Here is a 15,700-nt window from a genome sequence, read left to right on the forward strand (position 1 = left end):
GCCACCCCGTCCAAAACATCGGCCAGGTCTGGGTTACCTGATACGGACCCAAAACAAACGGAGTGCACCATGCGTCATAAACTCGGCCAGCGTAAGCTGGGTCGTACCTCGGCCCACCGCATCGCGATGCTGCGCAACATGGCAGCCGCGCTGATCAAGCACGAGCAGATCACGACCACCGTGCCCAAGGCGAAGGAACTGCGTCCTTACGTCGAAAAGCTGATCACGCTGGGCAAGCACGGTGGCCTGTCGAACCGTCGTCTGGCGCATGCGCGCCTGCTCGACGCGACGCAGGAAAAGAAGCTGTTTGAAGTTCTGGCGGCCCGCTATGCGGATCGCGACGGCGGTTATACCCGCATCATCAAGGCCGGTATCCGCGCGTCGGACGCTGCGCCGATCGCAGTGATCGAACTGGTCGACCGTGATACGTCGGCCAAGGGCCAGGATTCGGGTCCGGTTTACACCGCCGATGAAGACGAGTTCGAAGCCGCCTGATCCACAAGATCAGGCAGGTTTTGATAGGGGGGCGGCGCTGACGGGCGCCGTCCCTTTTTTGCATTTGGTCCGTGCCGGTACCGGTACCCGGGGGGCACAACCCGCGATGACTGGACACGATGTGACCGAAACTGCCGCGAACGCCCGCTTTGGCCCCTATCCCGCTTCGCCCAGGGTGCCGCTCGACGAACAGATGTTCGGGCAGACGGTGTCCGACCCGTGGCGCTGGCTGGAGGCCGATGTTCGTCAGGATGACGGCGTTGCGCAGTGGGTCCGGCAACAAAGCCGGTTTGCCGAACGCTATCTTGCGGCTTTGCCCGAACGTCCGGCATTTGCTGCGGCGATGCGGCGCTTGATCGATTACGAACGGGTCGGACTGCCGGTGGTGCGTGGCGCCCATGTGTTCCACCGCTGGAATTCGGGGCTGATGAACCAGTCGCAATTGCGGGTGGGCGATGCCGATGCGGCATCGTCCGCCGCAGATCGGGTGCTGCTTGATCCCAACACCTGGGCGGGCGACGGCGCCGCCGCGCTCGACAGCTGGACACCGTGCGACGATGGCAGCCTGGTGGCCTATGGCGTGCAGGATGGCGGATCGGACTGGCGCACGGTGCAGGTGGTGCGGGTGGCCGATGGCACAGTGCTGCCCGACATGCTGCAATGGGTGAAATTTTCAGGGCTGGCGTGGATCGGCAATCATGCCCTGATTTATTCACGATTTCCTGCACCGGATCAGGACGATACATTTCAGGCGCTGAATTACCATCAAAGCGTCTGGTTGCATCGCATTGGCACCGCGCAAAGCGAAGATGTGCTGATCCATGCGACGCCCGAGGTGCCGGGGCGGGGCCATGTGGCCAGCGCAACCAGCGATGCGCGCTGGCTGGTGGTGCATTCCAGCGATGGCACCGATCCGGTGAACACCGTGGCAATTGCGCCGATCAGCGACGGGCAGATCGGGCCGGTGCATCCGTTGATTGCCGACATGACTGCGCAATGGAGCCTGATCGACGGCCTGGGCGACAGCCTGTGGTTCGTGTCGGGCGCCGATGCACCGCGCCGAAAAGTGGTGCGCGTCGATGTGGCGCGTGATGCCGGCGTCGCGCGCTTTGCCACGGTGGTGGACGAACAGGATGACACACTGGAATGGGCAGCGCTTGTCGGCCAACGGCTGGTGCTGGGCTATCTGCACGATGCCCGTTCGCTGGTCCGACTGGCCACGCCTGACGGCGCCGACCTGGGCGAAATCGCGCTGCCAGGGCTGGGGTCTGTCGGCGGTGTCAGCGGACGGCCGGACGATCGCGCCGGATATCTGTCGTTTGCAAGCTTTACCACCCCGGATACCGTGCTTCGGTTTGATCCGGCCGACGGGACGACAATGGCGTGGCGCGCCCCCGAACTGACATTCCAGCCCCGCGATTATCGCGTAGAACAGGTTTTCGTAACCTCGCGCGATGGCACGCAAGTGCCGATGTTTGTCGTACGCCGCGCCGATGCCAGCGGGCCGGTGCCCACGCTGCTTTATGGCTATGGCGGGTTCAACGTGTCGCTGTCACCATGGTTTTCGGCCACCACCATGGCGTGGCTCGAATGCGGCGGGGCCTATGCGCTGGCGAACTTGCGCGGCGGCGGCGAATATGGCGATGCGTGGCACCATGCCGGCCGGCGTGCGCACAAGCAGAATGTGTTTGATGACTGCATTGCGGCGGGCGAGTGGCTGATTGCGCAGGGCCTGTGTCCAAAAGACGGGCTGGCGATCCAGGGCCATTCCAATGGCGGATTGCTGGTGGGCGCGGTGGTCAACCAGCGGCCCGACCTGTTTGCCGCGGCCAATCCCGGCGTGGGCGTGATGGATATGCTGCGGTTCGACCGGTTCACTGCCGGGCGGTACTGGGTCGACGATTACGGCTATCCCGGTAACGCCGCCGACTGGCACGTGCTGCGCGGCTATTCGCCCTATCACAACGTGCGTGGCGGTCGGGCCTATCCCGCGATCCTGGTCACCACCGCCGACACCGACGACAGGGTCGTGCCCGGGCACAGTTTCAAATATGCGGCCGCCTTGCAGAACGCCGCCATCGGGCCAAAACCGCACCTGATCCGCATCGAAACCCGCGCCGGCCACGGCAGCGGCAAACCGGTCGACAAGGTCATTGCCGAAGCCGCCGATGTGCAGGCATTTCTGGCGCACTGGACCGGGCTGACCCCAGCTGCGTAAGCTTTGCCCTCGTGCACGCAGGCGCGGTGTGCTAGTCCGTGGCATGACAAGATGATGCAGCGGGAATGGAAACGTCTGAAACGGGTGCTGCTGTGCGGCATGGTCGGGCTGGCCTGGCAGGCCGTACCGGCCTGCGCCAAAGACGCCGCGTCGGGCGGTGGGGCCGCGGTCGACGGCGTCGAAACATTGGCCACCCATGTGCCAGCCACGAATGCCAGCCCACCCGCGCTGGCGATGCCGGCCGTGCGGTATCCGTTTGCGCATCGCGACAGCATTGCCGACCGGGCGTTTGGCGAAGTGGTGGCCGATCCGTGGCGCTGGCTGGAGGGTGATCTGCACAGCGATCATGCTGTGGCCGACTGGGTCTCGCGTGAAGATGCCTTGTCGCGCGGGTATCTCGATAGCCTGCCCGGGCATGACCGCTTTGCCCATGCCTTGCGCACCTTGTACGATTTCGAACGCTACAGTCTGCCCAAAAAGGCCGGACATCGCTATTTCTTCCTGCGCAACAGCGGCTTGCTCAACCAGTCGGTGCTCACCGTCCGCGACGGTCTGAACGGCAGGGATCGGGTATTGCTAGATCCCAACCGCGGCGGTCAGGGCGACTACGCGCTCGACATCTGGGCCCCTTCGCGCAGCGGGCACTATCTCGCCTATGGCGAACAGCGCGGCGGCAGCGATTGGCGCACGATCCGGGTGATCGATGCCGGATCGGGCGTGGTGCTCGACGATCGCCTGGAATGGGCCAACGACACCATGATCGGCTGGGTCGGCGACAGCGGGTTTCTGTATTCGCGCTATCCGGAGCCGCGCGGCGCCGATACGCTGCATGCCCCGCTGCACGACAAGGCCGTGTGGTTTCATCGTATCGGCACCGCGCAGGACGCCGACGAACAGGTCTATGCCACGCCCGATCATCCCGCCTGGGGCCACAAGGCGCAAGTTACCTCGGACGGGCGCTGGGCGGTCATCATGACCGAAGCGGGCACTGCGCCGCAACGGGCGATACATCTGGTCGATCTGGGCGTACCGCGTCGCGCCGGCCGTTGGCCGGTGCTGACGCTGGTCGAACCGATCAATCACGACTGGAAACTGGTCGACGGGCTGGGCAATCGGCTGTGGTTCGTCACCAACGATGGCGCGCCAAACTACCGGTTGGTGCAGATCGATTTGGGCGTCCGGCCCAGGGCGCGTGTCGTGATCGGCGAACAGCGCGGGATGCTCGAAGCCGGTCGGATCGTGGGTGATCGGCTGATCCTGTCCTATCTCGATGCCGGGCAACGCGTGGCGGTGGTGACCGACCTGCAGGGACGCCCGGCGCACGCGATCACGATCGCTGCCAACGGCGCGGCCACCGGGTTCAACGGCCGACCGGGCGATCCCGAAACCTTTTATCAGTTTTCCAGCTATAACCAGCCGCCTGCGATCTATCGCCTGGATTTGCGCAGCGGACAGGTCACACCATTTGCACAGGCCAGTGTACCGTTCGATCCGGCTGATTTCGTGATCGAAGACCGCCAGTATCGCTCGCACGACGGGACGATGGTGCCGATCACGATCGTCCGCAAACGCACGCTGGTGCTGTCGCGCACCGCGGCGCCGACGCTGCTTTATGGCTATGGCGGGTTCGATATTGCGCTCAATCCCGGCTATTCGCCGTGGCGCATGGCCTGGCTCGAGGCGGGCGGCGTGTTTGCCGTTGCGGCGGTGCGCGGCGGTGGAGAGCTTGGTCCTGCGTGGTACCAGGCCGGGCGCGGAGCAAACAAGCAGAACAGCTTCGACGATTTTATCGCGGCCGGCGAATGGCTGCTTGAAGCGGGTATTGCCCGCAGGGGCAGTCTGGCCGCACAGGGCGGCTCAAATGGCGGAATGATGGTGGCAGCGGTGATCAACCAGCGGCCCGATCTGTTTGTTGCCGCCAATCCCGACGTGGGCGTGATGGACATGCTGCGGTTTGACCGGTTTACGCAAGGCAGGGCATGGATCGATGATTACGGCGATCCCGCGCGCGAGGCTGATTGGCGCACCTTGCGCGCCTATTCGCCCTATCACAACATCCGGACAGGGGCCGATTATCCGGCCATTCTGGTAACCACCGGCGACAGCGACGATCGCGTGGTGCCAGCCCACAGCTTCAAATATGTTGCTGCGTTGCAGGCAAATGCGACGGGCGATCGGCCCCACTTGCTGCGGGTGGAAAGCGATGCCGGGCATGGCGCAGGCAAACCGGTGGACAAGCTGATTGCCGGCGGGACCGATGTGTTGGCGTTTCTGGCGGCATGGACCGGATTGCCCCCACCGCCACCCTGAAAGGGCGCGGTCTTTGCTTGCGACTTGGCAGCAGCGTCACTATCGCGACAACAGACCATCTGGAAGGACCGCCGCGATGACCCTGTTTGACGATCGCGAACACGCCGAAGAGGCCCGGTTTGCGCACAATGCAGAGATTCTGTTCCGCATCCAGGCGCGCCGCAACAAGCTGCTGGGCCATTGGGCTGCCGAACGCATGGCGCTCGATGCCGCCGAAACCGAAAGCTATGCGCGTGCGGTGGTGCAGGCCGAATTTGAAGAGGCGGGCGACGAAGACGTGATCCGCAAGGTGCTGGGCGATCTGCTGATGGCCGGGATCGATGTGTCCGAAGCCGATGTGCGCAAGGCGCTGGAAAGCACGGCGGTCGAAGCGCGCCGGCAACTGATGGGTGAAGTCTGATGGCCATGGTCGCAGATGACATTGCCGCGTTGATCCGCGCCGCATTGCCCGATGCCGAGGTAACGATCACCGATCTGGCAGGCGACGGCGATCATTATGCCGCGCATGTCGTGTCGGCAGCTTTTCGCGGTCAAAGCCGCATTGCCCAGCACAAGGCGGTCTATGCCGCGCTGGGCGGCCGTATGGGCGGGGTGCTCCACGCCTTGCAATTGACCACGGCCGTGCCCATTTCTGCCGCATAACAGCCGATTGTCCCGTTTCAGGAGCGCCATACCCCATCATGTCCGACACCAGCAGCACGCACGCCCGCATCGCGCAGATCGTCCAGAGCAACGATGTCGTCCTGTTCATGAAAGGCACGCCGCTGTTTCCGCAATGCGGATTTTCCAGCCGTGCAGTGGCCATCCTGGAACGTCTCGGCGTTGAATATGCCAGCGTCGACGTGTTGCAGGACATGGAAATCCGCGGCGGGATCAAGGACTTTTCCGAATGGCCGACGATCCCCCAGCTTTATGTCAAAGGCGAATTTGTCGGCGGGTCCGACATCATGATGGAAATGTACGAAGCCGGCGAGCTTGAGCAACTGGTTGCAGAGGCGGGTGTCGCGCGCGCCTAGGCCGGCAATTGCAGTCGGCCGGCAGGTTTGTGCCGGATGCACGCATTGAAAAAGCGGCCCTTGCTTGCGCAAGGGCCGCTTTTTCAATTTGGGGACATGAACGGGCCGGGGGGACACCGGCAGGAATTCGGTCCGGGGCATGAGGCGAAGCCGGAAACTTGGGGACTGGCTTCGCCTCAAGACTATGGGGCATCTAGGGACATCGATTGATATGCATGACCCGTGCCAAATGCTCAAAGAGCCGCAAATTCGGCAAATTCGGTGGGGCCTTCTCCGTGATTGTCAGGGCTTGTGTAAAACGATCCGACAGGGGTCAATTTAAAGCGCTCCTGCCCGTCACAGCCTCTTGGCAAGACCGTCCCGGCGGACCATCGTAGGCCCAACCAGAATGATAATGGATTGGCCTGATGGAATTGTCAGAGGATGTGCCGCCGGCACGGCCCGCAGCGACCGTGGTTGTGTTCAGACGCAATGCCGACGGTGGCCCGCCCGAACTGCTGCTGCTCGAACGATCGGGAACGATGGCGTTTGCCGGTGGGGCCACGGTCTTTCCGGGCGGTGCGGTGGACAAGGCCGACCGCGAATTTGCAAGCCGTGCGCCCGGTGCGGCCGCGCTTGATCCCGACGATGCCGCCGCCAGGGTGGCCGCAGTGCGCGAAACGCTTGAGGAAAGCGGGCTGATCATCGGTGTAAAAGGAACCGTCACCGCCGACCGTGCGATCGCAGCGCGCCAGCGTCTGCTGGCAGGTGACAGTCTTGGCATGATCCTGGCGGCCGAGGGCTGGAGCATCGATTGGGACAGCCTTGTCCCGTTTGCCCGGTGGTGGCCGCGCCACCGCGAAATCCGCGTGTATGACACGCGTTTCTACCTTGCCGATGTCGGTACCGGGGCGCTTGACCTTGTGGTTGATGCCACTGAAAATCGGCACTTGTTCTGGGCAACGGCAAGGGCGGCGCTTGATTTTGCCGACTCCGGGCGGATCAAGGTGATCTTTCCCACCCGGCGCAATCTTGAACGGCTGGCGCAGTGGCCCGATTTCAACGCTGCCCGGGCCCATGCGCTGGCAACGCCGATCCGGACAATATCGCCGTGGATGGAACAGCGACAAGGGGTGCCGTGGCTGGTGATCCCCGCCGACGCCGGATACCCGGTGGACGGTGAACCGTTGGAAAGCGCTGCACGGGGATAGAATGCTCGATAATGAATAGACCAGGCGCGCGTGCGCATCGGCGTCCCATGCGTAAAGTTCCCTATCTACGAGGCGCCCCGATTTAAGTGCCCGCGCGTAACGTCATGGCAGTTGAGGTGACTGTCATGCCGTTGCGCAAGTTCCGCTATCTTCCCGAAGATCTTGACGACCCGGGCGTGCGGACCCGTCTGGCGGCCGATCATGACGCGTTTGTCGCATCGCCGGTCCACCGCATGCAGCAAAACCTGTGGTCATTTGCCGAAAGCACACCAGAGCCTGCAACCGCGTTGTATCCCGGCTGGTTGCGGCTGACGATTCCGCTGGCCGCGTCTGGTGGGCTGTGGTGCGGCATCTTCTGGCTGCTCGGATATTTTCGATAATGCTGCATCGGCACGTAACGCCGTCCAAATCGAACCGTCCCGGGTCTATCGTTCGCTGACCATCGGCCGGTTGCCCTTCATCGTTGCCTGGTTCGGTCATGCCACGCCGTTCGGATCACGATGAGGGAGACACCCGTTGCGCATGCGAATGCCCGCCTCTGTTGCGGCCCCGACGCCCTTGCCGGAAACGGCGACTTCGTCGGATGAATCGGCGCATCACGATACCGTTTCCATACGGGGCAGGGCCAATACCGGGGCGATGGTGTCGCGATCGGCCCATGGCAGGCCAGTTGTGCGGCATTATCCGGTGCGTGCCGGGCGGACCGCGCGGTTTGCCGAAGATGGCGTGATCCGCGCCTTTGACGTGGCGGGGGCACTGTTGGTGTTGATCCTGGCATTGCCGGTCATGGTGCTGGTGGCGCTGGCGGTAAAACTGTCCGGGCCGGGCCCGGTGCTGTTTGCGCACCGCAGGGTGGGGCGCAACGGTCGGCGTTTTGCCTGCCTGAAATTTCGCACCATGGCCGCCGATGCCGATGCACAGCTGCGCGCTCTGCTCGATCGCGATCCGGCGGCACGGGCGGAATGGCAAAGCTGCCAGAAATTGCGGCGCGATCCGCGCGTCACCCCGATCGGGCGATTTTTACGCCGCACCAGCCTCGACGAACTGCCCCAGGTGTTCAACGTGCTGATGGGGTCCATGAGCCTGGTCGGGCCAAGGCCGATCGTGGAATCCGAAATCCCCCGATACGGCCGCCATTTTGCGATCTATTGTCAGGTGCGTCCTGGCGTTACCGGATTGTGGCAGGTGCAGCGCCGGGCCGAAACATCGTATCGGCGGCGCGTGGCATTCGACGTGGCATTTGCGCGCGCACGTTCGCTGCGGCTCTATCTGCTGATCCTGGCACGCACAGTACCGGCAGTCTTTGCCGGCAAGGGGGCGTGGTAGCAATCAACCACGGCAATCACCTGCCATGCTGTGATTGCGCCGGCACAATACGCCGGATCAAAGAAAAAAGTAGGCGACGGCCAGCCAGAACACCTGGCTGATGGCAAGCCCGATGATCAGGCCGCGCGCTGCATCAAGCCCGCCGGCATCCGCCCGGTTGGCGCCATAGTCGAACGAATTATCGCTCCAGATTACCTTTTCCATACTGCGTCCCTACGATGTGCCACGCTTTTTTACGCAGCTTATTGGCGACACTTGCGGCATCTTTTCCTCGGGCCCGTAAACCGGGCCACCCATTGCCGTCTTGTATGCAACCCTACCGCGCTGCGGCCCTTTGTTGCACTGTTTAACGGTTGCACCGTGCTAACGTTGAAACCGCAATATTTAGTTAATCACTCAACCACATTTTTTCAATATGTATAAGGATCAGCAACTTGTCCGTCCGGTGATCCGTGATGGTCGCGCTGCGCGGGTTGTGTGACAATTGTGCAGGTGCAGCGTACTTGGCAGAACCGAGCCGACATTCAGTGTAATTCCAACACTATTTGTATTGCGCAGTGCATCACAATGGCCAAAATTTGATCAATTTATGACGGATTGAACAGCGGGTTCAGCGCAAACATTTGCCAAAGCAGGTGCTCATTACATCCTGGTTCTCTCCAGACTGGATGCGTTATCCACAGACAATCCACCAACGCGGACATCCAGGGCCGGTTCCATCGCAGCCGATCCTGTGTCGCGAAAACGCGGGCAGGGCGTTGCATGCGCTGCGCCGCGGCTGTTACTCGGGCACCGGGCGTCATTCGGCCGGCTTCAGAAATAGCGTTCGCCGATACGGATCGTGTCGCCGGGTTGCACGCCGACCGGTGCCCCGCGCAACGCAACACTGCCTTCCTCCGGTCTGTCGTTGCGGCGCAGAAAGACCACGCGGCTGTTGGCGCGATAGGTAAACCCGCCCGCCAGGGCCACCGCCTTTTCCACGGTCAGTCCCGCGGAATAGGGGTATTCGCCCGGCTTGTTCACTTCTCCCAGGATGTAAAACGGACGAAAGTTCAGCACTTCGATGCTTACCCGCGGATCGTGAACGTATCCGGTGTCAAGCCGATGGACGATATCGGCAGACACCTGGTCGATCGTGCGATTGGCGGCATCGACCGGGCCGATCAGCGGAAAGGCCACAGCGCCGGCCGGCGTCACGCTGTATTCGCCGGTCAGCGCGGGTTCGTTGTAGACCGTGATCCGCAATTTGTCGCCGGCGCCCAGATGATACGCCGCCAACCCCGATGTCGGACCGGTGATGACCAATGGCGCGATCCGTTCCTGCGCGCAGCCTGACAGAAACGGCAGGATCATGATTGCCGCAGCAACCGTACGCATCAATTTGCCCATGTTTGTCCCCATGTGTTCCGAAAATGGCCATGCAATGACGGCGTCGGCCAGGTTCAACGCATACCGTGCCCTGGCGGCGACCACCGTGCCCCCGGTTCTATTCCCACCGACCAAAAGCTCAATTGCGCGCGCCGTAACGAAAAATCCGCCTTGGACCTATTCAGCGTCGGCTGGACCAGTGGGCGATCATCGCGATGCTCTGCCAAAGTCGTGCCTGCCGCGCCCGCATGGCAACGCGCCTGGCGCCGATGCTTAGGGTTTTTGCCCAGTTCTGAGGCGCGGCATCGCGCGTATCGATCGCATGTGGGGCAGGGCCCGGGTGGCACCTGTCGCCACAGCCGGTTCCGCTGCGGCACGGCTTTGGCGGTGCTTTCGCTCCGCTGCGGATATGCTTGGGCTTTCTTGGCGGCCCAGCCTGCCTAGTCTGATCTTCGCAGCCCGGCAGTCGTCTGGTCCGGGGGGCACCAAAGGCGACGGATGCCATGCATCCGCCGGGTTCGGGAACGCGTGCGGGCATTTTGCCTGGCGCAACACCCGCGCACCGCCAGCGAAGGAGCACAACGGGTGAGCACGGCCGTCAACACACTGGAATCAAGCGCAGTCGGTGCGTACCGGGGGCTGGGTGACGTCATGCCGGCACGGCTCGTCGAAACCCGCACGACCTCGGCTGCGGGTAGTGACCGGATCGATCTCAAGTTTCTGGTCGGCATTTTCCGGCGCCGCTCGGGGCTGTTCGTTTCGGTGCTGGGCAGCGCGCTGGCGCTGGGTGCGGTGGTCACTGCGGTCCAGCCCCGCATCTATGTCGCGCATGCCGATGTCACGCTCAACAACAAGACGGTGGCGATTGCGCCGACCAGCAGCAACGACCGCATCGTCGACCAGCAGGCACCCAACGACGCCTTTGTCGACACGCAAGTGGCGCAAGTAACGTCGAGCGAAAACATCAACGCGGTGATTGCGCGCCTGCGGCTCGATCGCGACCCGGCCGTCACGGCCGACGCCCCCCCGGCCGGTCAGCACGCGGCGGCGATCGAATTTCTGCACAGGCATCTGTCGGTGCAGCGGATCGGTTCGACCTACGACATCGGCATCACCGTCGACAGCCCGAGTGCGGCGCAGGCCGCAACCATCGCCAATGCCTTTGCCGAACAGTTCACGCGCGGCGCGCTCAACGCCAAGCGCGAAGATGCACGCCAGACGACCGCGCTGATCGCTGCCCGGCTCGACCAGCTGCGCAACCAGGCGCTGGCCGACAGTGCTGCGGAACAGGCCTATCGCATTGCGCACAATCTGCTCAGCACCAACCAGGGGGCGCTGACCGAGCAGGAAATCTCGTCCTACAACCAGGGTATGGCACAGGCGCGCGCCGAAGCTGCCGAAGACGGTGCGCGGCTCGACGCGGCGCGCCAGCAACTGGCCACCGGCGGCAATGTCGGTGAAACCGTGGCCTCGCCGGCAATTGCGGCCTTGCGCGCCCAGCAATCGACCGCCGCCGGCGAACTTGCCGCGCTTGAGGCACGCTATGGCGCGTTGCACCCGGACGTGATCAAGGCGCGCGCCGCCTTGCGCGCAATCAACGAACAAGTGGCCGGGGAAACCCGTCGGGTGATCGCGGGGCTTGAGGCAAAGGCCAACGCCTCGCAACAACGGCTCGGCTCGCTAACGGGATCCCTGTCGGTATCGCGCGGGGCGTTTGCGCGCAGCAATTCGGCCAAGACGGGCCTTCAGGATCTTGAAAAGAAATCCGAAACTTCGAACGCGCTGTATGAAAGCTATCTCAACCGGTACAAAGAACTGACCGCGCGCGAAGGCACTGAACAGGCCGATGCCGACATGCTGCACCCCGCCAGCGTGCCGCTCGTGCCCGACAGCCCGCATGTGCTGATCAATCTGATCCTGTCGCTCGCCGTGGGGCTGGGCCTGGGCATCGCTGCGGCCTTTCTGGCTGAATTAAATTATACCGGCATCACCACGGGCGATGATATCGAACAGCGACTGGGCGTGCGCTATCTGGGCACGATCCCGTCGTTGTCCTCGGTCATGGCGCGGGCCGGCACGCGTGATCCGGCGCAAGCCCTGATCGAAAGCCCGCGTTCGGCCTTTGCCGAAAGCTTTCGTTCGTTGCGCGCCTCGATCGCGATGAACACGACCAAGGCGCGGATCATCGCCATTACCTCGTCCTTGCCCGATGAAGGCAAGACGACCACCTCGATCTGTCTGGCGCGATCGATGGCCGCTTCGGGGGACCGGGTGCTGCTGATCGATTGCGATCTGCGCCGTCAGGGCGTCAGTGAATTCGTGCCCGATCGTGAAGGTCGGCCCGGTCTGATCGAAGTCTTGCGCGGCGAAGTTGCGTTGCAGGATGCGGTGGTCGTCGACCCGGCCACAGGCCTGTCGATCCTGCCGGTCTCCACCCGTTCAAACCAGGCCTCGGAGCTGTTGACCGGGGACGAGATGGATCGTCTGCTCGATGCGGCGCGCGCGCAGTTTCACGCGGTGATCATCGACACCGCGCCAGTGCTGCCGATCGCGGACGCACGGCTGGTGCTGGGCAAGGCTGATGCCTCGGTGTTTGTCGTCCGCTGGCGCAAGACTCCCGACAGTGCATTGCGTGCGGCGTTGCGGCTGTTGCCGGGCAACCGCGTGCAATTGGCCGGTGTCGCGCTGACCCGTGTCGACATGCGGCGCCAGGCGCGCTTTGGCTATGGCCAGGATGCGTTTTACCACAGCTATCGCCGCTATTACGCCTGATACTGCACAAGGGCCCGGCCTGAAATCCTGACGGGATGTGTCTGATGCAATTGACAATCATAGGTGCGATCCAGGTCCTGTTCGGTCTGGTGCTGTTGCTGGCGGGCAGTGTTGAGGCGATGTTTGCCTTTCTGCTGGTCACCACGCTGTTTTCCGGCTCTGCGGCGATCGTGCTGGCCTCGGGTTCGTCGATCCCGCCGATCGATTTCGCGCTGTTGTTCATGGCCATGCGCCTGGTTGTGCCGGGATCGGGGCAGATGCGCGCGACAGTGCATGCGGTAGAGGCCAATGGCTGGCTGCTGGTATTCGTTGTCTATGGGCTGGTCATGGCGTTTGCCGGGCCACGGCTGTTCGCCGGCCAATTCGCATTTGCGCCGCTGCGCGCCGAAACCGGGGCAACGTATACCAGCCGGCTGAGTTTTCTGCTGGCCACGCGCAGCTTTGAACCCAGCCCGCAGAACATGACGTCGTCGATTTATCTGGTCGGTACACTGGTGGCGGCAACGGTGGCGCATGTGGCGTGCAAGGCGCCTGCGGGGCGCATGACGCTGGTGCGCACGATGGTGTTGGTGGGCATCGTGCATTGCCTATTCGGTGTGCTGTCGGTGGTGGGGCGGGGCACGGCGATCAATGATGTGCTCGGTTTTTTTCGCAATGGCAGCTATGCGCAACTGACACAGGACGTCGAAGGCATCTCGCGGATGTCGGGCATTTCGACCGAACCATCGACATATGCGGCGTTTGGCGTGATCTGGTTCGTGTTTCTGGCCGAATGCTGGTTGCGCCGGGTGAATCCATGGCTGACAGGAACAGCCGCGGCGTGCCTGGGCGCGGCGTTGTTGGCCAGCACTGCGACCACGGCCTATGTCGGGCTGGCGGCATGGTTTGGCCTGGTGGGCTTGCGCAGTCTGTTCGTGCCCGGCGCGATGCCTGCCGATCGCGCGCTGTGGCTGGCGGTGCTGGGGCTGGGCGCGGTGGTCGCGGGTTCGCTCGTGCTGTTGTGGCAGCCGCAACTGGTTGATCGGATCATGCTGTTTTCGCAGCATATCCTGGTTGACAAGCTGTCATCGGAATCGGGCATTCAGCGGCGGTTCTGGGCACTGCAGGGCTATCACGCGTTTATCGGAACCTATGGCATCGGCGTTGGCCCGGGCAGCTTTCGTTCGTCCAGCCTGTTTACGGCGGTGATCGGATGCGTCGGCGCTGTGGGCGCGCTTGCGCTGCTGGCGCATGCGCTGATCGCGTTCAAGCCGCTGCGCTGGTCGACCTATGTTCCGGCCAGCGATCCCGATCTGGCGGTGGCTGGGGCCTGCGCCTGGGCAATGCTGATGGCGCTGGTTGTCGCCGGCATCAACGCACCCAGTTGCGATCCCGGCAGCGATTTTGCGCTGTTGAGCGGGGCCGCGCTCGCCTTGCGCGGGCGATCGGCGCGCCACGCGGCCCGTCCTGTGCTGGACCTGTCGCCGGTGGCGGTGCTGGCCTGACCCGTGCATCCGACTGCCGTGCAGGCGGGGCGCATGGCCGCACCGGGGTATGCCTGCGGACGCCAGGCTTGCAGTCTGAAACCCGGATCAATCGGCGGGATGGGGCAGCGGTATGACACGTGCAGCAGGCTGGGCAGCGCTGGCGATGGGAATGACGGCCCCGGTTGCCCAGGCGGCGCCGATCGACGCGCCTTCGGCGCAAGGGGACGTGTCGGTCACGATCTATGCCAACAACCAGGCGCTGGTGCAGGATGTGCGCAGCATCGTGTTTGCCGGCGGCCGCCAGAAAATCGAATTTCGCAATGTTTCGGGGCAGATCCGGCCCGAAACCGCAGCACTGGTTGCCGCGGACATGCAGGTGATTGAACAGAACTTTGATTACGACCTGTTGAGCCCCGCCAAGATCATGGAAAACGCGGTGGGCGAAACGGTGACTTTGGTGCGCACCAATCCCGCCAATGGCGCCGAAACGCGCGAAACCGCCAAAATTCTGGCGGCCAACGGAGGCGTGGTTTTGCAGATCGGCAGCCGGATCGAGGTCTTGCGCGATGATGGCCTGCCGGTCCGGGTGATCTTTGACCACGTGCCCGAAAACATGCGGGCCGATCCCACGTTGTCGGTCATGGTGGATGCCAGGGCCGGCACACGACCGGCAACCTTGCGCTATCTGACGCCGGGGCTGGGGTGGCGCGCCGATTATGTTGCCCTGTTCGACGAGGCCAAAGGCCAGATCGATGTGCAGGGCTGGGTTACGCTGACCAACAATTCGGGCACGACCTACCGCGATGCGAATACCGTTCTGGTGGCGGGCAATCCGCGCCTGATCGGGCAGGGGTATCAGGGCATCCCCACCGACGCCCCCGATGGCGAGGCAACGATGGCCGAGGCCGGCACCGAAAGCGGCGCGCGGCAAAGGCTGGGCGATTATTACCTCTATCCATTGGCCGAACGCACCACCGTGGCCAATATGCAGACCAAGCAGGTCAGCTTTCTCGATGTGCACGGCGCGCCTGCCACGCACGGGTATGAAATGCGGCTGGGATGGTTGCAGACCAGTGGCCAGCCGTTGAGCGCGGCCACGGTCTATCAGTTTTCAACCGGCAGCAAGGCAGGGCTGGGCGATCAATTGCCCGCCGGGATCGTACGGTTCTATCTGCGCGATGCCAAAGGCCAGGCGCAGTTCATTGGCGAACACGCCATCGCGCACACGCCAATGGGATCGCGCCTGTCAATTTCCACAGGCGATGCCTTTGATGTAAAAGTCAAACCCGTGGTGGAAAGCCGGACGCGGCTGGGCAATGGCCATTGGCGCACGCTGATGCGTTACACCCTGACCAATGCTCTGCCCGCGCCGGTGACAGTGCAGTTGGTCCAGAACGGGTTGTGGGGCGATGTCAAAGTGGAAAGCGAAAGCCTGCCGCATACCCGGCCCGATGCCGGCTCTGCGCAATGGCAGGTGCCGGTGCCCGCCAATGGCAAGATCGACGTGACCGCCACTTTCGAAACCCGCTGGTAACCCGT

Annotated in this window: 14 protein-coding genes; 12 read left to right on the forward strand and 2 right to left on the reverse strand. The window is 63.3% G+C overall.

Features of this window, described 5'->3' with window-relative positions; translation table 11 throughout:
- Nucleotides 1–69 precede the first annotated feature (69 nt).
- From rplQ to G404_RS0100505, 9 genes are all read left to right on the forward strand, one after another.
- On the forward strand, nt 70–495 hold the full coding sequence (rplQ, locus tag G404_RS0100465) for a 50S ribosomal protein L17 (protein ID WP_028639334.1): 426 nt from the start codon (nt 70–72) through the stop codon (nt 493–495).
- A gap of 106 nt (nt 496–601) precedes the next feature.
- Nucleotides 602–2,713 (forward strand): prolyl oligopeptidase family serine peptidase, encoded by a 2,112-nt coding sequence (locus tag G404_RS17575; protein ID WP_051279996.1) that lies wholly within the window; start codon nt 602–604, stop codon nt 2,711–2,713.
- 51 nt (nt 2,714–2,764) lie between these two features.
- Entirely contained in the window at nt 2,765–5,023 is a 2,259-nt protein-coding gene (locus G404_RS0100475) for a prolyl oligopeptidase family serine peptidase (RefSeq protein WP_245584320.1), read from the forward strand.
- Between the two features lie 76 nt (nt 5,024–5,099).
- Nucleotides 5,100–5,423 (forward strand): DUF1476 domain-containing protein, encoded by a 324-nt coding sequence (locus G404_RS0100480; RefSeq protein ID WP_028639336.1) that lies wholly within the window; start codon nt 5,100–5,102, stop codon nt 5,421–5,423.
- Complete coding sequence (locus G404_RS0100485) at nt 5,423–5,665, forward strand: BolA/IbaG family iron-sulfur metabolism protein (RefSeq protein WP_028639337.1); 243 nt, start codon at nt 5,423–5,425, stop codon at nt 5,663–5,665. The genes G404_RS0100480 and G404_RS0100485 overlap by 1 nt, the downstream gene beginning before the upstream one ends.
- 38 nt (nt 5,666–5,703) lie before the next feature.
- Nucleotides 5,704–6,039, forward strand: coding sequence for a Grx4 family monothiol glutaredoxin (gene grxD / locus G404_RS0100490; protein WP_028639338.1), 336 nt, complete (start codon nt 5,704–5,706; stop codon nt 6,037–6,039).
- A 407-nt stretch (nt 6,040–6,446) separates the two neighbouring features.
- Nucleotides 6,447–7,229, forward strand: a complete 783-nt coding sequence (locus tag G404_RS0100495; protein ID WP_028639339.1) for an NUDIX hydrolase — start codon at nt 6,447–6,449, stop codon at nt 7,227–7,229.
- Between the two features lie 104 nt (nt 7,230–7,333).
- Entirely contained in the window at nt 7,334–7,609 is a 276-nt protein-coding gene (locus G404_RS0100500; RefSeq protein ID WP_245584321.1) for a hypothetical protein, read from the forward strand.
- Nucleotides 7,610–7,916: 307 nt separating this feature from the next.
- The gene (locus G404_RS0100505; RefSeq protein WP_245584322.1) at nt 7,917–8,555 is read left to right on the forward strand and encodes a sugar transferase; all 639 of its coding nucleotides are present in this window, start codon (nt 7,917–7,919) and stop codon (nt 8,553–8,555) included.
- 57 nt (nt 8,556–8,612) lie between these two features.
- Here the strand turns inward: G404_RS0100505 and G404_RS20575 are convergent, their stop codons facing one another.
- Both G404_RS20575 and G404_RS0100515 read right to left on the reverse strand, forming a co-directional pair.
- Nucleotides 8,613–8,759 carry a hypothetical protein gene (locus G404_RS20575; protein ID WP_169719662.1) on the reverse strand — a complete coding sequence of 49 codons (147 nt, stop codon included), beginning with the start codon at nt 8,757–8,759 and terminating at the stop codon, nt 8,613–8,615.
- A gap of 609 nt (nt 8,760–9,368) precedes the next feature.
- Complete coding sequence (locus tag G404_RS0100515) at nt 9,369–9,944, reverse strand: polysaccharide biosynthesis/export family protein (RefSeq protein ID WP_028639342.1); 576 nt, start codon at nt 9,942–9,944, stop codon at nt 9,369–9,371.
- Between the two features lie 564 nt (nt 9,945–10,508).
- Here G404_RS0100515 and G404_RS0100520 point away from each other — a divergent pair.
- From G404_RS0100520 to G404_RS0100530, 3 genes are all read left to right on the forward strand, one after another.
- On the forward strand, nt 10,509–12,695 hold the full coding sequence (locus G404_RS0100520) for a GumC family protein (RefSeq protein WP_036519890.1): 2,187 nt from the start codon (nt 10,509–10,511) through the stop codon (nt 12,693–12,695).
- Between the two features lie 44 nt (nt 12,696–12,739).
- Complete coding sequence (locus G404_RS17580) at nt 12,740–14,179, forward strand: hypothetical protein (RefSeq protein WP_051280020.1); 1,440 nt, start codon at nt 12,740–12,742, stop codon at nt 14,177–14,179.
- A 112-nt stretch (nt 14,180–14,291) separates the two neighbouring features.
- Nucleotides 14,292–15,695: a DUF4139 domain-containing protein gene (locus G404_RS0100530; RefSeq protein ID WP_028639344.1), complete on the forward strand. Its 1,404-nt coding sequence runs from the start codon at nt 14,292–14,294 to the stop codon at nt 15,693–15,695.
- Nucleotides 15,696–15,700 lie beyond the last annotated feature (5 nt).

This window comes from Novosphingobium acidiphilum DSM 19966, from assembly GCF_000429005.1.
Classification (GTDB): domain Bacteria; phylum Pseudomonadota; class Alphaproteobacteria; order Sphingomonadales; family Sphingomonadaceae; genus Novosphingobium; species Novosphingobium acidiphilum.

Bases quoted from the DNA above. Each gene is read 5' to 3' on its own strand.
- G404_RS0100495 (WP_028639339.1), top strand. From the start codon at position 6,447: ATGGAATTGTCAGAGGATGTGCCGCCGGCACGGCCCGCAGCGACCGTG.
- G404_RS17575 (WP_051279996.1), top strand. From the start codon at position 602: ATGACTGGACACGATGTGACCGAAACTGCCGCGAACGCCCGCTTTGGC.
- G404_RS17580 (WP_051280020.1), top strand. From the start codon at position 12,740: ATGCAATTGACAATCATAGGTGCGATCCAGGTCCTGTTCGGTCTGGTG.
- G404_RS0100500 (WP_245584321.1), top strand. From the start codon at position 7,334: ATGGCAGTTGAGGTGACTGTCATGCCGTTGCGCAAGTTCCGCTATCTT.
- G404_RS0100475 (WP_245584320.1), top strand. From the start codon at position 2,765: ATGATGCAGCGGGAATGGAAACGTCTGAAACGGGTGCTGCTGTGCGGC.
- grxD (WP_028639338.1), top strand. From the start codon at position 5,704: ATGTCCGACACCAGCAGCACGCACGCCCGCATCGCGCAGATCGTCCAG.
- G404_RS0100480 (WP_028639336.1), top strand. From the start codon at position 5,100: ATGACCCTGTTTGACGATCGCGAACACGCCGAAGAGGCCCGGTTTGCG.
- G404_RS20575 (WP_169719662.1), bottom strand. From the start codon at position 8,759: ATGGAAAAGGTAATCTGGAGCGATAATTCGTTCGACTATGGCGCCAAC.
- G404_RS0100530 (WP_028639344.1), top strand. From the start codon at position 14,292: ATGACACGTGCAGCAGGCTGGGCAGCGCTGGCGATGGGAATGACGGCC.
- rplQ (WP_028639334.1), top strand. From the start codon at position 70: ATGCGTCATAAACTCGGCCAGCGTAAGCTGGGTCGTACCTCGGCCCAC.
- G404_RS0100515 (WP_028639342.1), bottom strand. From the start codon at position 9,944: ATGGGCAAATTGATGCGTACGGTTGCTGCGGCAATCATGATCCTGCCG.
- G404_RS0100485 (WP_028639337.1), top strand. From the start codon at position 5,423: ATGGCCATGGTCGCAGATGACATTGCCGCGTTGATCCGCGCCGCATTG.